Origin of the sequence: Brevibacillus sp. HB1.1 (assembly GCF_013332445.1) — a bacterium.
Lineage (GTDB): Bacteria > Bacillota > Bacilli > Brevibacillales > Brevibacillaceae > Brevibacillus > Brevibacillus porteri.
Map to the genome: position 1 here is coordinate 1 of NZ_JABMIV010000009.1, position 23,841 is coordinate 23,841.

The window sequence follows — 23,841 nt, forward strand, 5'->3', positions numbered from 1 at the left end:
TTTTTGTGTCATTCGCCCGAAGGCGACTTTTCTATCTTATCATGTCGCAACCGTTTTTGCAAGAGGTTTTTTCAAGCATTTCACTTCGTTCAGCAGCGACAAGATCTAATATAACAAAATCACCAGGCATAAGTCAAGTGTTTCTCTCACTTTTTTATCAGTGATTTTTTATGTGTATTGATTGTTTCAAGCAGAATTTAAATATAAATGAAATGAATGGCGGAGTCAATAGGAAAAACGAATAGTGATTCTCTTTTTATTTCAAACTATAACCGCTGGGCGTTTAAGCTGCGTAACCGTGAAGTACCCAACAAATAAACGGCGGTGTTACTATGGATCCAAAACCAACCTATGAAGAATACGAAAACGACAATTACAGTGAATTATCTACTGTAGAGTCGCAGCGCAATGAAATCCTTCAGGAGGAATTCCCAGAGGGGCCATTTGGAGCTGCCACCAACGAAACTCGCTTAGGGAAAGCAACAGGCTGGGAGCCCGGACAGCATTCCACCACCACTCGGTTCACTTACGAAACACGGCAGATGCATCAAGACCTCCCGCGACAAGACCCATCTGCGCATCCCATTCATGATGATCCGAACAAAGAAGAATAAAATAAAAAAGCCAAGCCCCCACTTCACACAAGCAGGGGGCTTGGTCCATCTTATCAAAGAATGTATGGCTACTCCTCGGCCACTACATGAGTCGTTAAGGTTCCGATCCCTTCAATGGTTACCGAAATCTCGTCACCTGGAACAAGCTTACCTACACCAGATGGAGTCCCGGTTAAAATAACATCGCCAGGACGAAGCGTCATGACCGCAGATACAGCCTCGATCAATTGTGGAATCGAAAAAATCAATTGGTCAGTGCAAGCATTCTGACGCACTTCCCCGTTTACTCGTGTCACGATACGCAAGTTATGATAATCCAGTTTAGCCGCAATAGCAGGTCCAAGCGGACAAAATGTATCAAAACCTTTTGCCCGTGTCCATTGCCCATCGCTCATCTGCAGATCGCGCGCGGTCACATCAATCGCACAAGTGAATCCCAAGATATAATCGTCTGCATCCGCAGCCTTGATCTTCTTGGCCTCTTTCTTAATCACCACGGCGAGTTCGCCTTCATAATGAAGGTTCTGCGTCAGCTTTGGATAGACGATGGGCTCACCAGGTCCAATGACAGTTGTTGACGGCTTCAAAAACATCAACGGTTCTTTTGGCAGGTCAATCCCCATCTCAGCCGCATGGTCCCGGTAATTCAATCCGATGCATACGACCTTGCTTGGATCACTTGGCGCCTTCAACGTGACCTCATCCAAAGGCAGCTCAAGGCCCGTCATGATCGGTTTTGCCGTATGAATTTTGTAAATGTCCCCTTCAATCACGCGTACTTTGTGATCCTCTTCCACCATCCAGCCATGCTTCACCTTACCATTGCGCTCATAACGGATTATCATGGTTCCTTCTCCCCCGTGTCGCGATTTTCTCTATACTTGTATTTAGAACAGGTCGGTTGTCGTTTCTATTGGCTTCGTTGTAATCTCTTCTATTTCAGTTCTCGCTACAGCATCCTCCACTAGCGCTTCTACATCCAGTGCTTCCTCAAATTTTGCAGCGAGGCGAGGCTTCGGTCGCGTGACAGGATTTTTCGGTGTAAACACTGTGCAGCAGTCTTCATACGGCAAAATAGACAGCTCGTACGTATCGATTTGGCGAGAAAGGTCTACAATGTCTACCTTGTCCATGGCGACGAGCGGTCGCAGTATTGGAATCGAAATCACCTTGTTGATCGTATCCATGCTTTCCAAGGTTTGCGATGCGACTTGACCGAGGCTTTCCCCTGTTGCGAGTGCCTTCGCATTGGTATTTTCCGCTACACGCTCCGAAATGCGCATCATAAACCGACGCATGATGGTGATCAAATAGTCTTCTGGGCATTTTTCACGAATGGCAGTTTGAATCTCTGTAAACGGTACGACATGGAGGCGGACTGTTCCTCCCCATTTGGTCAGCTTATGTGCTAGATCCCGTACTTTTTGCAAAGCACGCTCGCTCGTAAATGGGTAGCTGTGGAAGTGAATCGCTTCAAGCGTCACACCACGCTTCAGCATCATCCAGCCAGCTACAGGACTGTCGATACCCCCAGATAGAAGCAGTAGTACTTTTCCGCTCACCCCAACTGGCAAGCCACCTGGTCCCGGGATGGTTTCACAGCTAATGTAAGTACCCTCCGTGCGAATTTCTACATTAACAATCATATCCGGCTCATGCAAATCTACACTGATAGCTGGAAGTGCACGCAAGATGTGTGTTGCCACCATACGGTTCACTTCCATCGATTGAATTGGATAGCGTTTATCTGCACGACGAGAAACCACACGGAAAGTGCGCGGTTGTGGGTCCATTTGACGAACCAAGTCCAGCGCTTTTTCCTTGATCGTTTCAATATCAGGATCTACCTGGATCGTCGGACTAAAGGAAGAAATACCAAATACACGTTTCAAACGCTCCATAACCGCATAAGCGTCCTCGCCATGCAGCTCCACATACATCCGACCGTAATTGCGTCGAACTTTTACTTTAAAAAACGAGCGCAGTACGTTTCTCACACTTTTTACAAGTGCCTCTTCGAATTGATCGCGGTTTTTTCCTTTAAGCGCCAACTCACCATAACGAATTAAAATAACATCGTAGTTCATATTTATCTCCTTTTAGTTGTCCACACTATTTTCTATGAGCGGGGGCAGGTTGTTGTTTTATATAAGAACGAAGCACACTGACGCATTCCTCTAACGCCTTCAAAAACTGCTGAATGTCCTCCGCTGTATTTTCCCGGCCCAAACTAACCCGCAAAGACGACAACGCGCAATCCCGCTCAATGCCAATCGCAGTCAGTACTCTGCTTGGCTCATTGACTTTGGATGAACATGCAGACTTGGTGGATATCAGAAAGCCTTTTTCCTCCAAAGCATGCAACAGGACTTCCGCTTTTACTCCTGGTACTGACAAGTTCATGATATGGGGAGCCGTATTCGCTTCCGGGGTATTCACTATGCAACCTTCAATCGTTGCAATCCCTTGACGAAGCTGTTGATTCAATTGTTGCAGCCTGATCATCTCCACGCTGCCTAGTTCTTCTAAAATCCGGATTGCTTTTGCCATACCGGCGATGGCTGGGAGGTTTTCCGTACCTGAGCGAACTCCGCCTTCTTGGCCGCCACCCATCATCAACGGGTGAATGATCAAGCCTTCCCGTTTATACAAAATGCCGACTCCCCTGGGTCCGTAAAACTTGTGAGCAGAGACGCTCAACAGATCAATCCCTGAATCCTTGATGCGCAAAGGAACTTTCCCAATTCCTTGGACAGCATCGACGTGAAACAAGACTTTCGGGAATTGCTTCAACCATTGTCCGATTTCCAAGATCGGTTGAATGGTTCCCAGCTCGTTGTTCACATGCATGACCGAAACGAGAATCGTATCCGGACGCATTGCTTTCTGAACAGCTTCTACCGATACGCGACCTTCACGATCTACCGGCAGATATGTCACAGTAAACCCTAGGCCTTCCAACTGTTTGCAAACATCGTAAACAGCCGGATGCTCTACCTGCGTCGTAATAATATGTTTCCCTCTGTTTTGATATTGAAAGGCTATACCCTTGATCGCCGTATTGTTGCTTTCCGTACCACCTGAAGTAAAAATAACTTCACTTTCTTTACAGCCCAAATACTGAGCGGCAACCTTTCGCGCCTGCTTCAGTACATTTTCCGCCTCTACTCCTTTTTGATGCAAAGAAGACGGGTTTCCATAGTAGCTTTCCATCGCGCGTCTAACGGTTTCAATCACTTGAGGATGAGGCCGGGTAGTCGCACTGTTGTCCAAGTAAATCACCAGTACACACCTTCCTAAGGGCAAGATGCCCGAATACTACGCTTCATCATAACATGACTTTTCGTAAAGAACATATAAAGTATTACACTTCTCGACCTTATTTTTCCCCGAGTTCGTTGCTCTCAAAAGGCCAAATCAGACAATCTGAACAAGCGTTCACAGACTATTCACGAATAAAACGCTTACATCCAGATATAGGCTATTTACATTGTTTTAGCCTTTCGTTAGAATAGTCAATAAATTTAGATAAAAAACGACAACAAGGAGAGAACCACCATGACAGCACAAGCTATGCAAGAAGAAATCAAGAAGATGGAAGCCGAATTGAAAAGACTGCAAGCGGAACTGGCGAAGATGAACAAAAATACTCCTCAGTACGATCGCACGGACGTCGCATACCTAAATGAGGTGTACAACGCGTGACACTTATTCGAATTCGATAGCGTGGTGACGGCATGAAGGATTCGCCGTGACCACGCTATTTTTTGTGAAAAAACCGCTCCTGTCGATTTCGACGGAACGGTTTTGGCTTGCTGTTATTTAAATGGGATCTCCCCCAAATACTTACCAGAAAAAACTTCAGTAGCCGGACCCGTCATATAGACGCGGTTATCCGCTTCCTTCCATTCAATAAAGAGATCGCCTCCTGCCAGATGAACAGTGACTTTTCTACCGGTCTTTCCACTCAAGTGGGCAGCTACTGCAGCAGCACAAGCTCCTGTCCCACAGGCAAGCGTTACACCCGAACCCCTCTCCCATACACGGAAAAGAATTTCCTCTTGATTCAATATTTGGATAAATTCGACATTAATTCGCTCAGGGAACCATTCGTGATACTCGATCATTGGCCCGTAGTGACGAACATCTTCTTCCTTCACTTCATCCACGAAAAGGATGACATGAGGATTGCCCATCGAAACAGCCGTCATCGTAAACGCAGTTCCACCGACTTCGATTACCTCTTCTCGCACTTGCTCTTCAGGAATGCCTGTCATCGGAATTGCTGCTCGCTCAAAATGAGGCTCTCCCATATCTATGGTTACTTGATCAACCTTACCGTCTGTTCCAAGCGATACAACAGGAGTAACGGTCCCTCCCAACGTCTCCACGGTAAACGTTGTTTGCTGAGTCAAAGCATGATCGTAAACGTACTTACTCACACAACGCAAGCCGTTTCCGCAATTTTTTGCTTCGCTGCCATCATTGTTAAATACCCGCATGCGAAAGTCTGCTCGCTCAGATGGCATAATGAGGATCAGTCCATCGCCACCAATGCCAAAATTCCGATCGCTCACCCTTCTTGCCAGTTCGGGTAAATCTACACCTGACAAGTCTTCCTCAAAACAGTTGACGTAAACGTAATCATTACCCAAGCCATGCAGCTTTGTAAATTTCATCGTCCACTCCTCTTTCTCTTTCGGATGCTAGGTCTGACTTTTCTCTATGCATTATCTTATCACAACCTGAGGAATCGCGGACGAATCAAAAGGTGGTATACTACCACTAGCATCGATGATGGAAAGAGGTGGAACAAGCCGTTGGATTATCATATTTTCCGTTATGCACTCGGAACGAAAAATGAAGCAAAACGTCTCGCTGTACAAAAAGCAACTGGAACGGAACCTTTCTGCTTATCTGTCCCCTCTGGCGTAGCGGCTCAGCCGATGAGTGAAGAAGAGACGATTACTGGAGCGATCAATCGAGCAAAAGCTGCACATAGTCAAACCCCAGAAGCAGAGATTGGGCTAGGTCTGGAAGGCGGACTTATGTACGATGAGCCGTTTACCAAACAGTGGTATTTGATTTCCATCTGCGCAGCCTGGAATGGAAGTGAGCTCTTTATTGGAAAGGGATTGGCTTTTCCTATCCCAAATCAAGCTGTCCACCGAATCCAGCAGGAGCAAATTGAGCTAAGTACCATCATAGATGAATGGGGGAAAACCGTCGGCAGTAATCACCGTGGCGGCGCCTATTCCCTTTTAACGGATAATCGCGTAAGTCGTTCTGATGTATTTTGTGACGCCGTTATCGCAGCGATTACACCTTTCGTCTCCTCCTTGTACAAATAGCAGTGGGGCAACACAAAAACCTCTCCGGCTGAATGAACCGGAGAGGTTTTGCGGTTTGATACTTTTAGCGAGCCGTATAGTACGGGTAGATGACTAATGCGCCCAAAATGGCAATAGCACCTATGATCATCGCCCAGGCTCCCAGCGTCTTCGAGTTGCGTCGATACGCCAGATAGCCAAGCACCATACCAATTGGAGCCACCAAGTACGGCATGAGAAACAGGGACAGGATCGATAAGCCCAAGCCAGTCATTCCAATACCGGTGGCCCCATTTTCCCGGCTGTCCTCGTCTGTGTCGATCTCACTGGCAGCACGACTGGTCGGAAACGGCTCGGCGATCTCCGCCGCTGCCTCGATGTCGTCATCTCTGACTTTGGCGACCCGTGAACGGTCCTCTTTTGTCAGGACAACGCCATCCAAACGCTCCGAAAAGTCGTTACGCTCCTCATCCAGCTCGCCTGTATAGCGCTCTGTAAAGGAGTGGGGGTCATAGTGAACCCTGCGCCTCGACCGCTCTTCCTCTTCGTCAAAAACGGCCTGTGTCCAAGTATTCGCTGCAAACTCCCTGTCGTGCTGATCAACCGTCTCGGAAAAACCGGTATCTTCCTTCCGCTTCGCATCATTACGTTCGTGTCGATCCAACATAGCATGCTCAGCCCCTTTTTTGGTAAAGGATTATTTAAGTGAAGGAAGTAGCCTTATTGTCTGCCTACGTTGTACAATTTAAACGGGAGGCGAGAGAATGAAACCAGACAAAATCCTAACGATTGGCATTGATATTGACGGCACAGTCACATCACCTAGCAGTATTGTTCCGTTGATGAATGAGAGCTTTGGAAGAGATTTACGATATGAAGACTGTGTGGAGTACAATTTAGCCAACGTGTATCAAATCACAGACGCAGAGTTTGAAATGTGGCTGGATCAAAACGGGGAACGCCTTTATGATGGTGCGCCTGTTCACGGAATTGCCGATCAGGTTTTGCGCGATTGGTTTACCTCCCACAAGCTGGTATATATAAGTGCTCGAGAGGATCGTCATCGCGATGTGACCTTACAATGGTTTGCTCGCTACAATATCCCTCACCATGAAGTGGATTTGATTGGGAGCCACGACAAGCTGTCAGCTGCCCGCAAATGGGGCGTGGACCTCTTTTTGGAGGATCGTCTGGAGAACGCTTTGCAATTGTCAGAGGCGCTGCAAATTCCCGTGTTCTTGTTTGACACTCCGTATAATCAAGCGTCCCTACCTCCACTCGTCCATCGAGTCACTTCTTGGGAAGAGGTTGCCCAAAAAGTCAACGAGCTTTTTCCAGCTAGGACAAGCGTATAGGTTGAATAGAAAAAAGACGTATCACCGTTTTGGGATACGTCCTTTTTGCGCCGAGATAGCGTTATTTCTTCGCTGATGTCTTCGGCTTGAACGTCAGACAACAGGTCTCAGACGATGTCTTTGCCTGATCCTGATGCTGGGTGTTTTGACCGTACTCGCCTGCGAATTCTTCTTTCAGGTTTACGGTAGCGTGTGCGTCAATCTCTACCATGATTTCTTCGGCGCTGCAAAGATTGCCCTGCGCCCAGTACTCACAGTTTGCTACAGAACATTTTACTGCTGGCATGTGCATTCACCCCCTAGAGGCTAGCCTTCACATCAACTAGGGGGCTTATACTTTGCCATTTACAGTGGAAATCAAAACTCTACACAAGAAAGAAGTGGATGACATGTCGACTCCCCGTATTGTCGTCATCACCGGGGCTTCTGGTGGCCTTGGTCTAGCTTTGACTCGACTTCATTTAGAAAAAGGTGATTGTGTCATTGCCACGAGTCGCAGAGCTATCAACGAGGAACTCGTTTTGTTACAAAACGCTTATCCGAATCATCTCCATCATTACCCGTTAGACGTCAGCAACAACGAAGACATTCGGCAGTTCGCTGCATGGGTGAACATCCGTTTCGAGCGTTGCGATTTTCTTTACAACAATGCCGGGATGGCTGTCTTTGAACCGCTGATCGACATGCGCGTAGAAGAGCTGGAAGAAACATTGCGGACGAATATTTCCGGTGTTCTCTACACAACCCGCGCCTTTTTGCCGATGATGCTTCAACAAAAGCAAGGTCATATTATCACAGTTGCCTCACTTGCCGGACAGGTCGCAACTGCCAAAGCTGCGGTGTATGCAGCCAGCAAAGCAGCTGTTATCCGCTTTAGTGAAGGATTGCGCCACGAACTGCAAGGCACTGGAATTGCTGTGACGTGTGCGATGCCAGGGCCGATCGACACGCCCTTTTTGGATAAAGCAGACAAAACGGGTAGCTATCGCAGCAAAGTGAGTCGGTATTTATTGACACCGGAACAAACGGCAAGGGCCATTTATCGAGCAGCGGAAGCAAAGCGTCCGGAGGTTGCCATGCCATTTCGTCTGCATGCGCTCTCCCGCATCTACTTCCTATTGCCTCAGTGGCTAAAACATCTCGTCTCACCTCTCCTCAATCGGAAGTGAGGAGGAATCCTCCAAGTTTTTCAATGCCCCGAATGCAAGGAGACCGAAAATGATACATACGGCTGCTCCGGCTCCAATGATCCCTTGAACGCCCAAAAAGGGTATGAGGAAGCCAGAGACAGCCGCTCCTGCTGGCATTCCTGTCCCCGTAATCGTACGAACACTGGTCAATACCCGCCCCAAGAGAGCATCAGGCACCTGTTTTTGCAGATAGCTTCTGTACATGATGTTATAAGGAGCAAAGCAAAAGCCCGCCACAACCATCGAAGCCATCGCGATCTCCAACCTTGAGAATAATGCGATCGGCAATGTGGTCAATCCCCACGCCACGATAATCCCTGCCAGTGTCGAACCCAACGGAAGTTTCCACGTAATCGTTGAGAAAAAGAGAGAGCCTAGTAATGCCCCGACTGCCAAAGAAGACCACAGCATCCCTAATGCAACAGCTCCTCCTGCCAAATCCTGATTCGCATACAGGGGGAGTGCAATTTCAATCGGACCGTACGACATGTTAAATAAAAATGTAAAAAAGATAAGAATAATCAATTGCTTGCGTCCCAATATGTAGCGATACCCTGTCCGCATGTCACTCAAGAGAGAACGAAAGAATACTCCCATTTGACCTTTTACAATCGCAGTAGGATTCGCACTTTTCGTAAGCTCACGCGGCAACCGGGAGAAGCAGAAGGCACATACAAAAAAGCTGGCCGCATCGATCAACAGAACATAAGCTTCACCAATCAACCCGATTAAAACACCCGCGAGTGCCGGTCCAAACATATAAACAATTTGCCATTGTGTTTCCATCACGCCATTTGCTTTGACCAATTGATTTTTGTCCGAAACGATTCTCGGCAACAAAGTCTGCGCCCCAGCTGTGCTCAGCGGAGAAAGGATTCCTGCAATCACAATCAGTACGTATATCACAAAAAGCGGAACTTGTTCGATCTGCAATAATGCGACCAATGCTATAAAAATGAGTCCTCGCGCCACATTGTCCATCATGATGAGCTTGCGTCGATCAAACCGATCCAGCAAAACTCCCGCCACTAAACCAGCAAAAACAGCAGGGAGCATATACGCAAGAACAACTCCACCCATCGCAGCAGGTGAGCCTGTTTTATTCATGACAAACCACGTCAAGCCCATCCAGCCAAACTGATCCCCCAAACCAGATAAAAACATCCCCAGCCAGTACCAGCGAAATGAACGCTGCCGCCATAATTCCTTCATGCTGCATCTTCCTTTTTCTCTTTTTTCCATTCATTGTATAATTGGTTTCATACTTTTTCAATAATTATATTTATTAAATCTAAAAGTTTCATTTTGTATGAAAAAAGAGCCTCTGCTCCAAATAAGCAGAGGAATCTATCCTAAGTCTAACTGTACGTCTGCGAACTTTTGCAATTTACGACGGCTCCAAAGCCACAGAAGTCCTGCTGCTACCCCAAAGAAACCAAGCCACACGGAGACAGCGGCACTCCCGACCTGCTCCGCACTGAATCCGAGAATCAAGCAGCTCGCAGAAAAGCTTCCCATGGTCGCCATTTCCCGAATGGAAAATACGCGAGCCAAATAAGCAGGATCAGACAGTCGCTGAAGCTTCGTTACAGACAATATCGACGAGCCAAACTGAGCCGTTGATGCAAAGAGGATGGCAATGGCCAGCCCAAGTAGTGGTTTCGTATGAAACACAGCGATAATCGAGCAGCCCATCGCAACGAGTGCCCAGCCTTGGACACGCCACGTTCCCTTTTCACTCAGGCTGTCAGACAGCTTGTTCACGGCAATCCCAGCGATCACACCCCCGATTCCCAGCGGAATATCTAAGAGTCCGAATACATACAAGCCCTCTCCCCGCTCCGTAAGAACATAGTACATCAGCATAATGTAATAGGCGCCACATACTCGTTCCGCCATCTGATAGCCGATCACACTGCCAATTTCCCGATGTTTGCCGATATAACGGAAGCCCTCTTTTAGCCTTTCCATAAAAGGTACAGCCGCTTTCGATACAACATGGTTAGCGATATGCGGGAGCGGAAGCAAGATAAACAGCGACAACAAATAACAGGCGGCATCGAGCAAAAAGTTGTAACGGTAGGAGAACAAGTAAACCAGAACTGCTGCCACACCCTGACAAACAATAATGAGAAACGAAGTCGTCCCCTGCAAAAGGGAATTCGCAGCCAGCCTATCCTTTTCCTCCACGGATTGTACGATCGCGACTTGCATGGCTGGTTGAAAAAAAGCACTGCAAATATTGACCAGAATCAATAACAAAAAAGCCACCCATAAGTAGGCCGCGGATGTGATGAAGAAAAACAAACTGACGAGAATGCCGCGAAGCATATTGACAACAATCATGATCCGCCGTTTATCCCAATTCTCTACAAGCGTCCCTGCGAAAAAGCTGGCAAACACATAAGGGATCATGCGAAACACAGTACCTGCCGCAAAAGAAAGACCCGATCCACTTAAATCATGTAAAAGTCCAACGACCGCAATAAATGTAAATTCATTTCCGATGATGTGTACAATGTGGGCCGTATACAAACGACGAAAGACGGGATGTTGCAAGATCGCCACAGGAATGCACCCTCTCACCGTTTTCAATATTGTAGCACTTGTCAAAAAATAAGCGCAAATTGATCTTGCGAAACAGATCGTTTTGTTGTTACAATACGTTCAAATAAAACTGAACGTCTAAAAATAAGAAAACGTTCACGTTCAACGAAACGAGGTTGATCGACTTGAAACGATACGTAGTTGTGGAAACTTTGGATCAATTAAAAGCTGTCAGCGATTCCTTGCGCCTACAGATCATCACGATGCTGGTCAAGGAGGAATACACAGGCAAGCAGCTCGCGACCCTGCTCTCCCTTTCTCCCTCTAAAGTGCATTATCACTTGAAGGAATTGGAAAGCCACGGCTTCGTTGAAGTCGTGCGTACGGAAGAAAAGAACGGGATCGTACAAAAGTTTTATCGGGCTGTTGCTTACGACTTCAAGGTTAGTGATGATTTGCTGCCCTCCCTGCGCGAAGACAGTATCCTGTTGCAGGAAACGATGATAAATCACCTGCGCTCCGGTATTAATCGCCTGTATAACGCACCAGACGAGTCATTCATGCTCTTTTCGGATCAAGAGGATCGTCCTCCTGCTATTGCAGCTAGCTCCGAAGTGAGAGCACCTCGAAAAGAAATATTTGCTTGGCTCAAAAAATATCAGGCTTTACTTGAGGAGCTATCCGAAATGGAAGATCGCTACTTAGGGAGGATTGCTACTGGAGAAGCGGAGGATACGGTTGAAAACTTTTACATGGTCACCGTCGGATTCATGACGAATGAACGTTACTACGTCGCAGAAGACGAATCCTTGCCAGATAACTATGAGCACCAACAGTCTGAATTCAAGCATTACACCAGCAAGATTGTCGTGAAGAAAAAGAAGGAGGAAAATGGAGATGAGCACTCTGGCGACAAATAATTCCCTGTGGAAAAATGGATCGTTTGTCCGGTTATGGTGCGGCACTTTATTTTCGGCAATGGCTGACGGGGCTTTCTTCATCCTGCTCAACTGGTATATCGTGAATGGCTTAGGCTCAGGAGCAATCCTCGGCACGACTTTGATTTGTCTGTCCATCCCCCGTCTCCTCTTTATGCTGGCGGGCGGGGTGGCTGCTGATCGTTTGAATCGAAAATGGATTATGTTTTCCTCCCTTCTGGTTAGGGGCATTATTTTAGCCTGCTTCAGTTTGCTTATGCTTCAAGGAAATGGCGCCTGGTTCCCAGTAAGCCTGTACGTCATGGCAGCTTTATTCGGAACAGTCGATGCATTTTTTTGGCCAGCACGCAGCTCGATTCTGCCCTCTCTTGTCTCTCGAGAACAACTTGCGCCAGCTAACAGCTTAATGGAACTATGCCATCAGATTAGCATGGTTGCCGGACCGGTAGTTACTGCCTTATTAATTGGAACCGTTAGTTATCCGATCATGTTTATGATCTTGGCATGCACCTTCTTCGTAGGAACACTCTTTGTACTCTCTCTCCATTCACACTCATACACCAAAGATACGACTTCAGCGTCTACAACAGAATCACGAGCAAGCTCATATTTCAAAGATATCGTGGGGGGCATTCGTTTTACGTATTCAATCCCGATCCTCGCACTTATTTTAACAACATCACTGTTTACCAACATGATGTTCTCCGGCCCAGTTAACATGATCATTCCCATTCATGTAAATAACCTCGGATGGGACGGGAGTGCTTTTAGTTCACTCAGTACCTCAGTTGGAGTGGGCATGATTGTCGGCGGTATTTTGACTGGATTGTTTAAAGGATTCCGTGGAAAATTTATGTTACTACCTGTCATTCTCGGTTGTATGGGAGTTGGAATCAGCTCGTATTATTTCATTGAGGAGCTTTCCTTTGGACTTGTCTCTCATTTTCTCATCGGAATGGCACTCAGTATGACGAATATTCCGTTTATCACCTACATTCAAAGTATCGTCCCTGCCAACATGCTCGGTCGTGTCATGTCATTGCTTTCCTTGATGTCCGTCGGCTTTGGGCCAGTCAGCTATGCACTGTGCTCCTTTCTTCTCGCCAAAAACATCGCAACACCGGGGCTTCTATTATTCTTTGGCGGTATCATATTTGCAAGTATCAGCCTTAGCCTGTTCTTTTTCCGCTCGTTCCGGCAAATGGAGCAGCATCCGAACTGGAAACGACCTATGGTAGAGGAGCAGCAGTTTCCTGCCACCCTTTCTTCGTAACGCCTCTATTATAAATAGAAAGAACGCGCACCTCGCAAGCATGAGCTCTTGCAGGTACGCGTTTTGCTATTTAAACAGTTTGTTCTTTTTCAGCAAAGACCTTTACCAGCTGACGACCACCAAAGCCCATCCGTGTGACTACTCCGGCCTCATCTCGTACAAAGCGGATAAACATGTCGGTTTCTCCACGTTTCATGACGAAGCTGTCTTCTCCCACTGATCGTAGCGGAATGTTCGTTCCGTTACTTTTTGCTACCAGCTCATTTTCTTCGATTTCAACTGATACGATCGCCCCTTCGGAAGAGCGATACTCGCCTGTAAATGCAGGGAGTGCTTCGACAGCCAGCTCATAATCCGGATATGGGAACGGTACCGTATCCGTAGAACGTCCGTTGGTCGCATTCAAAATACCGTGCATCACATCTGCCATTGGCCCGCCATCTGTGTTCATCAATATGGCTCCTGTCAGGCCCCGCTCCGGGAAAACAAAAATTTGTGCCGCAACTCCCTTGATCGCTCCACCGTGCTCAATGAGTGTTCCATCATGACAATTGGCTATAAACAATCCATAGCCATATGCTTGAAACGGAGAAATCGAGAAATGAGGCGCTATCATGGCCTGCACACTCTCCGGTGAGAGCAAGCGATTCTCTCCTACCAATCCACCCGTTCTGAATATTTCGGTATAGCACAATAGATCGTGAATCGTCGATTTCAGAAAACCAGCGGAGCGCATCGATGGTGAATCCCACCACGAGGGTGAACGAAATACCTCACCGCCATCCTTTGGACTTTTTCGGGTAAACAAGGTAGCTACCTCTGCTCCCTCTGGCAAATCTTCGACGAGAAAGGCACTGTTCTTCATCCCGGCTGGCACCAAAATATGGTCATGCACAAACTGCTCGTAAGAAATCCCGCTCACTCGTTCAATAATCAGACCGAGCATGGCATAACTGTCGTTGGAGTAGCTAAACTCCGTTCCAGGCGCACCTAAAAACTCGTAATCCAGCTTGCCGATGTAGGCCATGAATTCTTCTTTTGTATTGATCTCTTCCACTTTATCGAGATCAAACTCAAGACCGGAGCTAGAGGACTTAACGTCCCCACCCTTCAGAATACTTCTTTTCATCGCACCAGCTAATGTATCCAAAGGAGGGAATCCAGCCGTATGTGTCATCAGATGATGGATGGTCATCTCGCGAGTATAAGCTTCATTAGGTGTGCGTAGCTCTGGGAGATACTTAATGACCGGATCATGAACGGATAGCTTTCCTGTGTCCTGAAGCTGCATAATGGCCACACATGTAAAGGACTTGGTAGCAGAACCAATGCCAAACACCGTATCAGGCGTTAATGCTTTTGCATCCTCTGTGTTGTCTGCCAAACCGAAGCCATGGAAATACCTCAGCTCTCCTTGCTCTGCCAATCCGACCGCTGTTCCTATTACTTTTGCCTCTGCAAGCAGCTTTTGTGCGTATTCCTCAAACGACTGTACCCAATCCGCCATGCTCCTTCTCCCCTTTTCATTTTTTTTAAGGCCGGAAGTTTGCCGTACGAATCACATAATTGCCGATCGCCTTTTGGTTCAGGGTATAACCGATGCCCGGGGTATCTGGAACTGCCAATTGGCCAGGAGCCATCAGTTCTACTCCATTCTCCACGATGTCTTCCTCCCAGTAACGGCTGGAGGCGGCTGTATCACCAGGGATCGTGAAATTCGGCAAAGAGGTAATCGCAATATTGTGCGCGCGGCCGACACCCGACTCAATCATGCCTCCGCACCAAACCGGAATGTCGTGTGCCTGACATAAGTCGTGAATGCGTTTGGACTCTGTTAATCCACCGACCCTCCCCACCTTGATATTAATAATGCCGCAGCTGCCTAGCTCTATTGCTTTTCTGGCATCATCCACATTGTGAATACTTTCATCGAGGCAGATTGGCGTGGACAGCTCCCTTTGCAGCTTGGCATGATCAATAATGTCATCATGGGCGAGTGGCTGTTCGATCATCATCAGCCCATATTGATCCAGCTCCTTCATCACATCCAAATGCTCCATCGTGTATGCGGAGTTCGCATCCGCCATCAGCGGGACACCCTCTCCAAAGCGTTCGCGGATTGCTCGAATCACCTCTACGTCAAAGCCCGGCTTGATCTTTACCTTGATCTTCTTATAGCCCTCACCGAGATGGCGCTCTACTTTTGCCAAAACTTGATCGACAGTCGGTTCAATACCAATGCTGATCCCTACATCGATAACAGATTTCTCGCCTCCTAATGCTTTGGCGAGAGAGATTCCTTTCTGCTTGCTGTAGAGATCCCAGATCGCGCCTTCTAAAGCCGCCTTCGCCATGTTATTACGGCGAATGGGGGCAAAGAGCCGATCCACATCTTCCGGGGTCTCGATTTCGTTCGTGAACAGCTTCGGAATCATAAACTTCTCCATCATGTGCCATGCTGTCTCTGTCGTTTCTTCACTATAATAAGGGGCCGACATCGCCACACTTTCCGCGTGCCCTACCTCTCCCTCTCCATACACACTGACCAGAATGAGCTCCTTGATGGTCGTATATCCAAAGCTCGTTTCAAAACGGAAACGAAGTGGCATGTGCAGTTGCTGCAATTCAATTCGTTCGATTTTCAATGTACTTCATCCCTTCTGTTCCATATAAATGACAAGCAACATAATGTTGTGGCGAAGCAAGTGTAGCGACAGGACGCACTGTGCGGCAAACATCCGTAGCATAGGAGCACCTGGTATGAAACGCACAGCCAACTGGAACATTCGCTGGAGAGGGAACATCCCCGGAAAGAACGATTCTCTCCTTCTTCCGAAACGGGTTGGCTTTGGGAACCGCTGACATGAGCGCTACCGTGTACGGATGCAACGGTCGCGCAAACAAATCCTTTTTGCTGGCGATTTCGACGATTCTTCCAAGATACATGACCGCAATTCTGTCGCTGATGTGGCGAACGACACCTAGATCGTGTGAAATAAACAGATAGCTCAAGCCTAGACGTTGCTGCAAATCCTGCAACAGATTCACGATCTGCGCCTGAATGGAGACGTCAAGTGCTGAAACCGGCTCATCTGCTACGATCAATGAAGGTTCTACCGCCAATGCTCGAGCGATCCCGATTCGCTGCCGCTGCCCACCGCTGAACTCATGGGGGAAGCGAGTGGCGTATTGAGCATTCAGTCCGACCATCTGAAGCAGTTCTTTTACTTGATCGCGCCTTTCTTTCGCAGACATTTGCGGATCTTTGACGCCTAACGCTTCCTCTAAAGCCCCTTGCACGGTCATCCGTGGATTTAACGACGCATACGGGTCTTGAAACACGATTTGCATTCGTTTGCGGAGTGGACGAAATCGTGCAGCCGACATATCCAAAATGTTTTGCCCCTCAAATTCAATCGTTCCACCTGTCGGCTCAATGAGTCGCATGATGCTGCGACCAGTCGTTGACTTGCCACAACCGCTTTCTCCTACCAACCCAAGCGTTTCGCCTTTTCGTAACTGGAAAGAAACCCCATCGACTGCCTTGATCACTTCGTCGCTATTGCGAAACATTCCTTTGCTAATGGGAAAATACGTCTTTAAATCGTTTACGGATAACAAGATATCACTCATACCGCCATCTCCTTGTTCTCGTACAGCCAGCATCGAACGGCCTGTGTGCCTGTGCCCGTTGCCTTAAGCGGCGGTTTTTCTTGGTAACATCGCTCTTCGGCCTGCGAGCAGCGGAAGCGGAATGCACACCCTTGTGTCACTTCACCCAGTAGCGGGACACTGCCTTCAATCGGATCGAGACGTAGCTTCTCCTCCTCATCCAGATCGGGGATACAGCGTAAAAGTCCAATCGTATAGGGATGCTTCGGATTCGAAAACAGACTGGCAACGTCAGCTTCTTCTACGATCTCCCCGTAGTACATGACAAGTACACGATCAGCCATTTCAGCCACCACTCCCAAGTCATGCGTAATGAGCAGCAGGGAGGTATGATCGTTCTCCTTCAGATCGTTCATCAATTCCAAAATTTGCGCTTGAATGGTCACATCCAGTGCAGTCGTCGGCTCGTCCGCGATCAATAAATCCGGGTTACAAGCCATCGCCATCGCAATCATGACCCGCTGCTTCATCCCACCTGATAGCTGATGGGGATATTCCCGTATGATGTCTTCTGCCCGCGGCACGCCCACTTTTTTGAGCATCTCAACCGCTTTTGCTTGGCGTTCTTTTTTCGATAAATCGGTATGCAGCTGATACACTTCCTCCAGCTGTCGTCCGATCGTATGGACCGGATTGAGTGACGTCATCGGTTCCTGAAAAATCATCGCGATATCTTTTCCGCGAATGTTGCGAAGTTCACTGGCACTCAACTGGTTCAATAAGGTATCACGAAACCGAATGCTTCCCTCCATCTGCGCATTTGCCCGTGACAAGAGCCCCATGATTGCCAAGGACGTCACACTTTTTCCACAGCCAGACTCGCCTACCAGCGCGACCGTCTCACCTTTTTTCAGCTGAAAAGAAATGCCTTGCAGCGCTGGTAGCTCGCCCTTATCCGTCTTAAACTGCAAGCGTAAATCAATTACTTCCAAGAGTACCTCTTTCATCAGCTTGTGCCCCCTTCATCCATTACCTCGTTTTCGGGTCGAATGCATCCCGTAATCCGTCACCTAACAGATTGAAGCCAAGGACAACCAGCATAATGGCCAATCCAGGAAAAATGGACATCCACCAGGCCTGACTCAAGAATGCCTTGCCGACAAAAACCATGGCTCCCCACTCTGGCATCGGCGGTTGCGCACCCAGTCCGAGGAAGCTCAAGGCAGCTGCCGCCAAAATACTCACACCGAATTGAATGGTGGAAAGCACGATGATCGGGGAGAGAATATTGGGTAAAATATGCTTCAGTAAAATCTGCCAGTCTCTGATCCCCAGAGCGCGAACAGCCTCAACGTACTCTTTTTCCCTTATGGATAAGACTGCAGAGCGAACGACCCGCACATAAGACGGAATAACGGCAATCACTACCGCAATCATGGCATTCGTTAAACCGGGACCCAAGACCGCAATGACAGCGATCGCCAGAAGCAGAGCAGGAAGTGACATGAGAATATCCATGCCCTGCATGATAAACAGATCCACGCGACGATAATAGCCAGCGATAATACCGAGCGTTACACCTATCAAGGTAGAAAGCACAACCGTTATCAAACCCATCAGCAAGGAAATCCGTCCCCCGTGCAATAAACGGGAAAAAATATCTCTGCCAAAATCATCTGTTCCGAGAAGATGAGTCATACTCGGAGCGCTTAATCGACTGTTAAAGTTCATTTGTTCGACAGGATGAGGGGCAATGACTGGAGCAAGAAGCGAACCCAGTGTGAAGACGATTAGGATAACCACACCCGCCATTGCTGTCTTATTGCGTCTCAGCCGTTTGCCCATCCCACCCCAATACGACTCCGGACGATTACTGTTCACCATCCATCTGCTCCTTCCTTAGTCGAAATGGATTCGCGGATCAATCCGGCTGTAAATGAGATCCACGATCAAATTGGTTAAGGCAAAAATCAACGCCATGAAAAACACCATGCCCTGTATGGTCGGCATATCCCGTTTACTGATCGCCTCAATCGCCAGGCTGCCGATGCCTTGCAGAGAAAACACGGTTTCCACCACCACAGCTCCAGCCATGAGCGAACCGAACTGCAAGCCTAACATCGTGACAACAGGAATAATGGCGTTCGGCAGACCGTGGCTCACTATGATTCGGAAAAGTGCTGCCCCCTTGGCCTCAGCTGTCCGCATGTAATCCTGCTTGATGACTTCCAGCATGCTGGATCGGGTCATACGGGCGATCATCCCCGCTTCCGCCATACCCAACGTAATCGCTGGCAGCAGCAAGGAGTGAATCCCCTCATAGCCGGAAATCGGAAACAAAGCAAGTTTGTAAGCAAAAATCCAGATAAGAAACAAGGCAATCCAGAAGCCGGGTGCCGAAATACCGAGTAACGAGGTAAGCACGACAAGCCGATCGATGATGGTGTTTTGTTTGACAGCAGCAATCGTGCCCAACAAGATACCGAATATTGCGGCAATGATTACACTAAGGATGGCAAGCTGCATGGTGATCGGGAAACGGTTCATAATCTGATCCCATACCTTTTCGCCAGTGAATAACGATGTTCCCAAATCGCCAGCGAACAGGTTTCCAGCAAATCGCATGTATTGCTGCCATAGTGGTTGATCCAGACCTAGCGACGCTCTCATTTGACTGATGGCCTCTGGTGTTGCAAACTGTCCGAGTATTTGTGTTGCGGGATCACCCGGTATGAGGTGCACCATCAAGAAGATCAGGACGGAAACGCCAAACAGTGTACCTACCAGGGAAAGTAATCTTTTTACTACATATCGGCGCATGCCCTCACCCCAGTTGTCTATTTTTCGAGCATGACATCATGCAACGTAATACCTTGCGTGTACGGATTGACCGTGAAGCCTTTAACGCCGCGAGTTGCTATCACCGTCTCACTAACCCATAAAGGGACCCACGGCAAATCATTTAGCAAAATCTCCTGTGCATCTTCGTAAATCTTGAGACGCGCCTGCTCATTCATTTCCAAACGTCCTTTGTTCAGTAAAACATCCAACTCAGGGTTGTTGTAATGAGTACGGCTTGTAGAATTGCTCTTTTCAAAGATGAGGTACAAGATATCAGCATCAAACCAGCCATAGTACATCAAAGCCATGTCATACGACTTTTTCGAAATGCGCTCTTTGATGGTTGTCATTTCTTGCACGCTGATTTTCATATCAATACCTGCTTCTTTCAGCTGGCTCTGCAAAATCTGCACTGCTCGCTGAAATGCTGGCTCTTGAGAGACGAGCATTTCTACAGACAACGGTTTTCCGTCCTTATCTACGATGCCATCCCCATTACTATCCGTCCAGCCTGCTTCTGCTAGCAACTGCTTCGCTTTGCCTAAATCTCTCGTATACAACTGCTTCGCCTTACTTTCAATCGCTTCACTGTAGCCATAAATCGTGGGTGCCAATGGACCATAGACTGGCTTGCCGAATCCGTTCAATGCTACCTGAACAAGTGGATCACGATCTACGGAGAGGGCTATTGCTTTGCGCAGACGAACATCTGAAAACAGCGGGTGCTTATTGTTAAAAGCAATGTATTTGTTTCCAACGTCCATCGCTTTCTCAATCTTGACTCCGGGCAGTGTCTCAAGCTCCGCAACCGAGTTCGGCGGCGCATCATACAACACATGGACCGTACCCTTTTTGAATTCCATCAGGCGTGTATCGTCGTCTTTCATAAACCGGAACATCATGCTGTCGAATTGCAGAGGACCTTTGTTGGTAGCGTACTCCGGTCCCCAGTTATAATCAGGATTTTTCTTGTAGGTGAGCGAAGCACCCCGCTCGCGTTTGTCAAAGATAATCGGCCCCGTTGCAGATGGGTTATCTGAGAAGCCATCCCCTAATTCTTTTGCCTTTTTGGCGTCAAGAGGTGAGACTAATCCACCGACAATGACGTTAACAAAAGGAGCAAATGGTTGGCTAAAATGCACCTTGAGCGTACGCTCGTCTGTTGCTTCCACTTTTTCAATTGGACCTGCAAGCCCCTTCACAGGAGAAATGGCAAGCAAACGGTCAAACGAATCTTTTACGGATGCTGCCGTCATTGGATCGCCAGAGTGATAGCGGACATCTTTTCGGAGGGTAAATGTCCAAACCTTACCGTCCTGCGAGATCTCGTACTTCTCTGCCAAACCCGGATGGAGTTTGCCTGTTGCATCGCGGGTCAATAGAGGCTCGTATATTAAACTGTTTTCCATACTGAGCCAGCTCGTTTTGTGCATATCAAGCGAGTCTGGGTCCGTCAAGGAAGCGATGACTAATGTGTTCCCTTTGGCCGACGTGTCATTCCCCGTTTGATTGGTCGGCTGTGAGGAGCAGCCTGCAATCAACGCCGTTGCCACAAATACACTCAAGGCCCCTTGCTTCCACTTGTGAATCTTCATGTCCCATCCCCCTTATCAATGGCCGTTACACTTCTGTCCCTTCCACAAACGGGTATATTTGTCGACTTGTCTCTTCGTATTCTTTCAGTCTTTGTTGTACCTGTTCACCATCAGCCTGAACCACACCACTGATCAAAATATTCAGCATGGAAAAGATCGCCGTCATTCCTTTTAAGGCAGTAGGAGCAGGTGCGCTGACTTTCAAAATTTGGTCGGCTACCGGTCCAATCGGAGATAGCTCATCGTCTGTAATCCCGATGATTTTGGCACCTCTCTCTTTGGCTGCTTTTGCAAACAGGATGGTTTCACTCGTATAGCGGGGAAAGGAGAGTGCGATCACGAGCCACTCCTGATTGATCTGGGTCAACAGATAGTTGACGTCATCAACTGGCCCATTGTACAGATGCGCGTTTCCTCGGACGACATTCAGTGTAAAGGCGAGCCAATGGGCCGGAGCAAAGGAGCTGCGAAACCCTACGACAAGAATGTGTTTGGCTGCCATAATACTTGAAACCGCTTGCAAAAGTTGGTCCTTTTGTAGCTCCCCTAATGTTTGCCGAATATACGCAACATCCTGCTCCATGTTATAAGAAATCAGGTCTTGTTTCCCCTTCATCTCCACAGCCGCTGTACGAAAACTGTGGATGGCATCAGCTTTTGGGACTTTTTCCAATAAGGAGCTGCGGATCTCGTTTTGCAATTCGCTGTACCCGGAGTAGGCGAGAGCGTATGATAGTCGGATGATTGTGGTTTCGCTTGTGCCGCTCAATGCCCCGACAACTTTGGCTGGTTGCAGTGCAACGCTCTTCGGCTCGGCGAGAATGTATTTGGCTGCGAGTTTTTGTTGGTTGGTCAATTCCGGATAATGCTTGCGGATGCGCTCCTGTACGGATTCCATGATCATCTACTTCCTTGTCAATTGATGTAGGTTCCACTCTGTGGCTGGGTCTAACGGATAAATCGGACGAATGGCGCGCTCGTATTTGAAAAAGCGGAAGTTGAGTGTCGTCAATCCCGGCGAATCAACGGTAATGACGCGTGCGCTGATCGGTTCGAATGATGCCCGGAAATGTGTGCTTGATTTCAAGGCCACGATCTTGTATTTGGTCACGTCAATTCCGTGCAACAGAAAAATTTGCTCATCCAACACTTGCGATTTCACGGAGCAAACCAGTACATCAACCCCGTCAATTTGCAAGCGAACGGACTTGCCAAAATTCTCATGACCGCCTTGCCCCATCGGCGTCGTCGCAATGAATTTTCCATCTGTCAAAGCTTTGACGTAGGCTGTTACTTCAAGTGGCTCTCCATGCAAGTAGTCTGTCTTTCCACCAAGGGATAGCTGTAAGGTAGCGCCTACTCCAGCTTGATGGGCAATCTGTACCACTTCGGGATCGTAAATAAAACCAAAGCATGCATTTGTCAGCTGGGCTTCCAGCATGGCCCGCAGTAAATGCGTTCCGTCTCCGGGTGTGCCTCCGCCTGGATTATCTGAGGTCTCATTGATTACAATGGGCATCCCTTCCGTTTCCAGTGCCATCGCAATTCCCTCGGCAGGCGCGGGCATGTTCAGCTCGAACTCATCCCGCTTTTCCCAAATCAGACTGGCGACATCCTCGCTCACTTTTTTGGCGAGCTCCTGATCGTTATTGGTGACGCTCAAAACAGAAACGCCCAGCTCAGGAATGTCCGTATACGGAAATCCGTGGAAGAATGCACAGTCGATGACGCCTTCTTCCTTTTCCCACGTCCAGCAGGCTTCGTTTATTTCGCGTGCCGGGGAATGATGAGTAGCTGATGTCGGAATCAATAATGGCAGTCTGGTCAAATGCATGGTCGGCTTTATACCTTCCGTAACCATCTTGTGTGCCAGATCGATCGCTTCGATTCCACGTTCATAGCAATCCACGTGTGGGTAGAGATGGACACCCAGGAGCGCATCGGCTTCATCCACCATTTTTTGTGTCATGTTTGCGTGGAGGTCGAGCGTAACAATTAAGGGAATGTCATAACCGACCAACTGACGCACGGATGCCAGAAGGTCACCTTCCAGGTCATCCATTCCTTCTACGACCCCCGCTCCGTGAAGTCCTAGACAAATGGCGTCTGCACCTTCTGTCGCAGCAATGGTGTCAAGAAGCTCCTTTTTAATCCGGTCGTACGCTTCTCGCAAAATCGTCCCCGCTGGATACGTAAAGGTGAGAAAGGTCGGTAGTAGCTCGATGCCCAGCTCTTCGGCGCGATCCACCATCCCTCCTGGAAAGTTCCGAACGCCCCGATTGCGATTCACAATCGTTTCATGATAATCCCACTCATAGCTTTGAAACATCTCAAGCGTCGTGGGCACATTGGAAAACGTGTTTGTTTCATGCGCAATCCCACCAATAATCACCTTCATTCTTAGAACCTCCATTCATTCTTGAAGTATGAACTTTAAATTTTTGATTTTTTTGAAGTTTCAACCTTTGTGGACATTATAAAGGGAAGAAAATCATTTATTCAACCGCTAAATCATGAACGTTTTATCTATTCTGCTATACTCGTTG

The 23,841-nt window shown here is 48.0% G+C and carries 24 protein-coding genes; 7 read left to right on the forward strand and 17 right to left on the reverse strand.

Features of this window, described 5'->3' with window-relative positions:
• Positions 1–332: 332 nt before the first annotated feature.
• Positions 333–614, forward strand: coding sequence for a hypothetical protein (locus HPY27_RS21195; protein ID WP_007720859.1), 282 nt, complete (start codon positions 333–335; stop codon positions 612–614).
• A gap of 68 nt (positions 615–682) precedes the next feature.
• On the opposite strand, the gene HPY27_RS21200 is transcribed toward HPY27_RS21195, so the two are convergent.
• Genes HPY27_RS21200 through HPY27_RS21210 form a run of 3 tightly spaced genes read right to left on the reverse strand, consistent with a single transcriptional unit; the run spans position 683 to position 3,896 of the window.
• On the reverse strand, positions 683–1,459 hold the full coding sequence (locus HPY27_RS21200; protein WP_174225881.1) for a fumarylacetoacetate hydrolase family protein: 777 nt from the start codon (positions 1,457–1,459) through the stop codon (positions 683–685).
• Positions 1,460–1,501: 42 nt separating this feature from the next.
• The gene (gene thiI, locus HPY27_RS21205; RefSeq protein ID WP_017250400.1) at positions 1,502–2,701 is read right to left on the reverse strand and encodes a tRNA uracil 4-sulfurtransferase ThiI; all 1,200 of its coding nucleotides are present in this window, start codon (positions 2,699–2,701) and stop codon (positions 1,502–1,504) included.
• Between the two features lie 25 nt (positions 2,702–2,726).
• Positions 2,727–3,896, reverse strand: coding sequence for a cysteine desulfurase family protein (locus tag HPY27_RS21210; RefSeq protein ID WP_174225882.1), 1,170 nt, complete (start codon positions 3,894–3,896; stop codon positions 2,727–2,729).
• Between the two features lie 276 nt (positions 3,897–4,172).
• Between HPY27_RS21210 and HPY27_RS21215 the strand changes: the two genes are divergently transcribed.
• The gene (locus tag HPY27_RS21215; protein ID WP_017250402.1) at positions 4,173–4,319 is read left to right on the forward strand and encodes a hypothetical protein; all 147 of its coding nucleotides are present in this window, start codon (positions 4,173–4,175) and stop codon (positions 4,317–4,319) included.
• Positions 4,320–4,432: 113 nt separating this feature from the next.
• Here the strand turns inward: HPY27_RS21215 and dapF are convergent, their stop codons facing one another.
• Positions 4,433–5,293 carry a diaminopimelate epimerase gene (gene dapF, locus HPY27_RS21220; RefSeq protein WP_174225883.1) on the reverse strand — a complete coding sequence of 287 codons (861 nt, stop codon included), beginning with the start codon at positions 5,291–5,293 and terminating at the stop codon, positions 4,433–4,435.
• A 141-nt stretch (positions 5,294–5,434) separates the two neighbouring features.
• Here dapF and HPY27_RS21225 point away from each other — a divergent pair, with 141 nt between their 5' ends.
• A complete protein-coding gene (locus tag HPY27_RS21225; protein WP_017250404.1) occupies positions 5,435–5,965 on the forward strand; it encodes a DUF84 family protein in 531 nt (176 codons plus the stop codon).
• 64 nt (positions 5,966–6,029) lie between these two features.
• Here the strand turns inward: HPY27_RS21225 and HPY27_RS21230 are convergent, their stop codons facing one another.
• On the reverse strand, positions 6,030–6,611 hold the full coding sequence (locus tag HPY27_RS21230; RefSeq protein ID WP_017250405.1) for a DUF1700 domain-containing protein: 582 nt from the start codon (positions 6,609–6,611) through the stop codon (positions 6,030–6,032).
• 97 nt (positions 6,612–6,708) lie between these two features.
• On the opposite strand from HPY27_RS21230, the gene HPY27_RS21235 reads away from it, so the two are divergent.
• The gene (locus tag HPY27_RS21235; RefSeq protein ID WP_069847542.1) at positions 6,709–7,299 is read left to right on the forward strand and encodes a 5' nucleotidase, NT5C type; all 591 of its coding nucleotides are present in this window, start codon (positions 6,709–6,711) and stop codon (positions 7,297–7,299) included.
• 61 nt (positions 7,300–7,360) lie between these two features.
• Here HPY27_RS21235 and HPY27_RS21240 read toward each other — a convergent pair whose 3' ends face one another.
• Positions 7,361–7,585, reverse strand: a complete 225-nt coding sequence (locus HPY27_RS21240) for a DUF1540 domain-containing protein (RefSeq protein ID WP_173623662.1) — start codon at positions 7,583–7,585, stop codon at positions 7,361–7,363.
• 52 nt (positions 7,586–7,637) lie between these two features.
• Between HPY27_RS21240 and HPY27_RS21245 the strand changes: the two genes are divergently transcribed.
• Positions 7,638–8,468 carry an SDR family NAD(P)-dependent oxidoreductase gene (locus HPY27_RS21245; protein ID WP_174225884.1) on the forward strand — a complete coding sequence of 277 codons (831 nt, stop codon included), beginning with the start codon at positions 7,638–7,640 and terminating at the stop codon, positions 8,466–8,468.
• Here the strand turns inward: HPY27_RS21245 and HPY27_RS21250 are convergent.
• The gene (locus HPY27_RS21250) at positions 8,445–9,701 is read right to left on the reverse strand and encodes an MFS transporter (RefSeq protein ID WP_174225885.1); all 1,257 of its coding nucleotides are present in this window, start codon (positions 9,699–9,701) and stop codon (positions 8,445–8,447) included. The genes HPY27_RS21245 and HPY27_RS21250 overlap by 24 nt on opposite strands.
• 135 nt (positions 9,702–9,836) lie before the next feature.
• On the reverse strand, positions 9,837–11,057 hold the full coding sequence (locus HPY27_RS21255; RefSeq protein ID WP_174225886.1) for an MFS transporter: 1,221 nt from the start codon (positions 11,055–11,057) through the stop codon (positions 9,837–9,839).
• Positions 11,058–11,221: 164 nt separating this feature from the next.
• Between HPY27_RS21255 and HPY27_RS21260 the strand changes: the two genes are divergently transcribed.
• Together HPY27_RS21260 and HPY27_RS21265 are read left to right on the forward strand one after the other, a co-directional pair.
• Positions 11,222–11,956, forward strand: coding sequence for a winged helix-turn-helix domain-containing protein (locus HPY27_RS21260; RefSeq protein WP_173623666.1), 735 nt, complete (start codon positions 11,222–11,224; stop codon positions 11,954–11,956).
• Entirely contained in the window at positions 11,928–13,247 is a 1,320-nt protein-coding gene (locus HPY27_RS21265; RefSeq protein ID WP_173623667.1) for an MFS transporter, read from the forward strand. The genes HPY27_RS21260 and HPY27_RS21265 overlap by 29 nt, the downstream gene beginning before the upstream one ends.
• Positions 13,248–13,317: 70 nt before the next feature.
• Here HPY27_RS21265 and HPY27_RS21270 read toward each other — a convergent pair whose 3' ends face one another.
• From HPY27_RS21270 to HPY27_RS21310, 9 genes are read right to left on the reverse strand one after another with little or no spacing between them, the layout of a single operon-like run.
• On the reverse strand, positions 13,318–14,754 hold the full coding sequence (locus HPY27_RS21270) for a serine hydrolase domain-containing protein (RefSeq protein ID WP_174225887.1): 1,437 nt from the start codon (positions 14,752–14,754) through the stop codon (positions 13,318–13,320).
• Positions 14,755–14,779: 25 nt separating this feature from the next.
• Positions 14,780–15,892, reverse strand: coding sequence for an o-succinylbenzoate synthase (menC, locus tag HPY27_RS21275; RefSeq protein WP_174225888.1), 1,113 nt, complete (start codon positions 15,890–15,892; stop codon positions 14,780–14,782).
• Complete coding sequence (locus HPY27_RS21280; RefSeq protein ID WP_017250415.1) at positions 15,873–16,880, reverse strand: ABC transporter ATP-binding protein; 1,008 nt, start codon at positions 16,878–16,880, stop codon at positions 15,873–15,875. The genes menC and HPY27_RS21280 overlap by 20 nt, the downstream gene beginning before the upstream one ends.
• Positions 16,877–17,866, reverse strand: coding sequence for an ABC transporter ATP-binding protein (locus tag HPY27_RS21285; RefSeq protein ID WP_174225889.1), 990 nt, complete (start codon positions 17,864–17,866; stop codon positions 16,877–16,879). Before HPY27_RS21285 ends, HPY27_RS21280 begins: the two co-directional genes overlap by 4 nt.
• Positions 17,867–17,888: 22 nt before the next feature.
• On the reverse strand, positions 17,889–18,743 hold the full coding sequence (locus tag HPY27_RS21290; protein WP_173623669.1) for an ABC transporter permease: 855 nt from the start codon (positions 18,741–18,743) through the stop codon (positions 17,889–17,891).
• Positions 18,744–18,758: 15 nt separating this feature from the next.
• A complete protein-coding gene (locus HPY27_RS21295; protein ID WP_017250418.1) occupies positions 18,759–19,679 on the reverse strand; it encodes an ABC transporter permease in 921 nt (306 codons plus the stop codon).
• Positions 19,680–19,696: 17 nt separating this feature from the next.
• Positions 19,697–21,295 carry an ABC transporter substrate-binding protein gene (locus HPY27_RS21300; RefSeq protein ID WP_174225890.1) on the reverse strand — a complete coding sequence of 533 codons (1,599 nt, stop codon included), beginning with the start codon at positions 21,293–21,295 and terminating at the stop codon, positions 19,697–19,699.
• 25 nt (positions 21,296–21,320) lie between these two features.
• A complete protein-coding gene (locus tag HPY27_RS21305) occupies positions 21,321–22,199 on the reverse strand; it encodes a MurR/RpiR family transcriptional regulator (RefSeq protein WP_017250420.1) in 879 nt (292 codons plus the stop codon).
• On the reverse strand, positions 22,200–23,693 hold the full coding sequence (locus HPY27_RS21310; protein WP_173623671.1) for a M81 family metallopeptidase: 1,494 nt from the start codon (positions 23,691–23,693) through the stop codon (positions 22,200–22,202).
• Positions 23,694–23,841: the final 148 nt, after the last annotated feature.

Coding starts and splice junctions, on each gene's coding strand:
- HPY27_RS21195 (WP_007720859.1), top strand. CDS start 333: ATGGATCCAAAACCAACCTATGAAGAATACGAAAACGACAATTACAGT.
- HPY27_RS21200 (WP_174225881.1), bottom strand. CDS start 1,459: ATGATAATCCGTTATGAGCGCAATGGTAAGGTGAAGCATGGCTGGATG.
- thiI (WP_017250400.1), bottom strand. CDS start 2,701: ATGAACTACGATGTTATTTTAATTCGTTATGGTGAGTTGGCGCTTAAA.
- HPY27_RS21215 (WP_017250402.1), top strand. CDS start 4,173: ATGACAGCACAAGCTATGCAAGAAGAAATCAAGAAGATGGAAGCCGAA.
- dapF (WP_174225883.1), bottom strand. CDS start 5,293: ATGAAATTTACAAAGCTGCATGGCTTGGGTAATGATTACGTTTACGTC.
- HPY27_RS21230 (WP_017250405.1), bottom strand. CDS start 6,611: ATGTTGGATCGACACGAACGTAATGATGCGAAGCGGAAGGAAGATACC.
- HPY27_RS21235 (WP_069847542.1), top strand. CDS start 6,709: ATGAAACCAGACAAAATCCTAACGATTGGCATTGATATTGACGGCACA.
- HPY27_RS21240 (WP_173623662.1), bottom strand. CDS start 7,585: ATGCCAGCAGTAAAATGTTCTGTAGCAAACTGTGAGTACTGGGCGCAG.
- HPY27_RS21250 (WP_174225885.1), bottom strand. CDS start 9,701: ATGAAGGAATTATGGCGGCAGCGTTCATTTCGCTGGTACTGGCTGGGG.
- HPY27_RS21265 (WP_173623667.1), top strand. CDS start 11,928: ATGGAGATGAGCACTCTGGCGACAAATAATTCCCTGTGGAAAAATGGA.
- HPY27_RS21270 (WP_174225887.1), bottom strand. CDS start 14,754: ATGGCGGATTGGGTACAGTCGTTTGAGGAATACGCACAAAAGCTGCTT.
- HPY27_RS21280 (WP_017250415.1), bottom strand. CDS start 16,880: ATGAGTGATATCTTGTTATCCGTAAACGATTTAAAGACGTATTTTCCC.
- HPY27_RS21285 (WP_174225889.1), bottom strand. CDS start 17,866: ATGAAAGAGGTACTCTTGGAAGTAATTGATTTACGCTTGCAGTTTAAG.
- HPY27_RS21290 (WP_173623669.1), bottom strand. CDS start 18,743: ATGGTGAACAGTAATCGTCCGGAGTCGTATTGGGGTGGGATGGGCAAA.
- HPY27_RS21295 (WP_017250418.1), bottom strand. CDS start 19,679: ATGCGCCGATATGTAGTAAAAAGATTACTTTCCCTGGTAGGTACACTG.
- HPY27_RS21300 (WP_174225890.1), bottom strand. CDS start 21,295: ATGAAGATTCACAAGTGGAAGCAAGGGGCCTTGAGTGTATTTGTGGCA.
- HPY27_RS21305 (WP_017250420.1), bottom strand. CDS start 22,199: ATGATCATGGAATCCGTACAGGAGCGCATCCGCAAGCATTATCCGGAA.
- HPY27_RS21310 (WP_173623671.1), bottom strand. CDS start 23,693: ATGAAGGTGATTATTGGTGGGATTGCGCATGAAACAAACACGTTTTCC.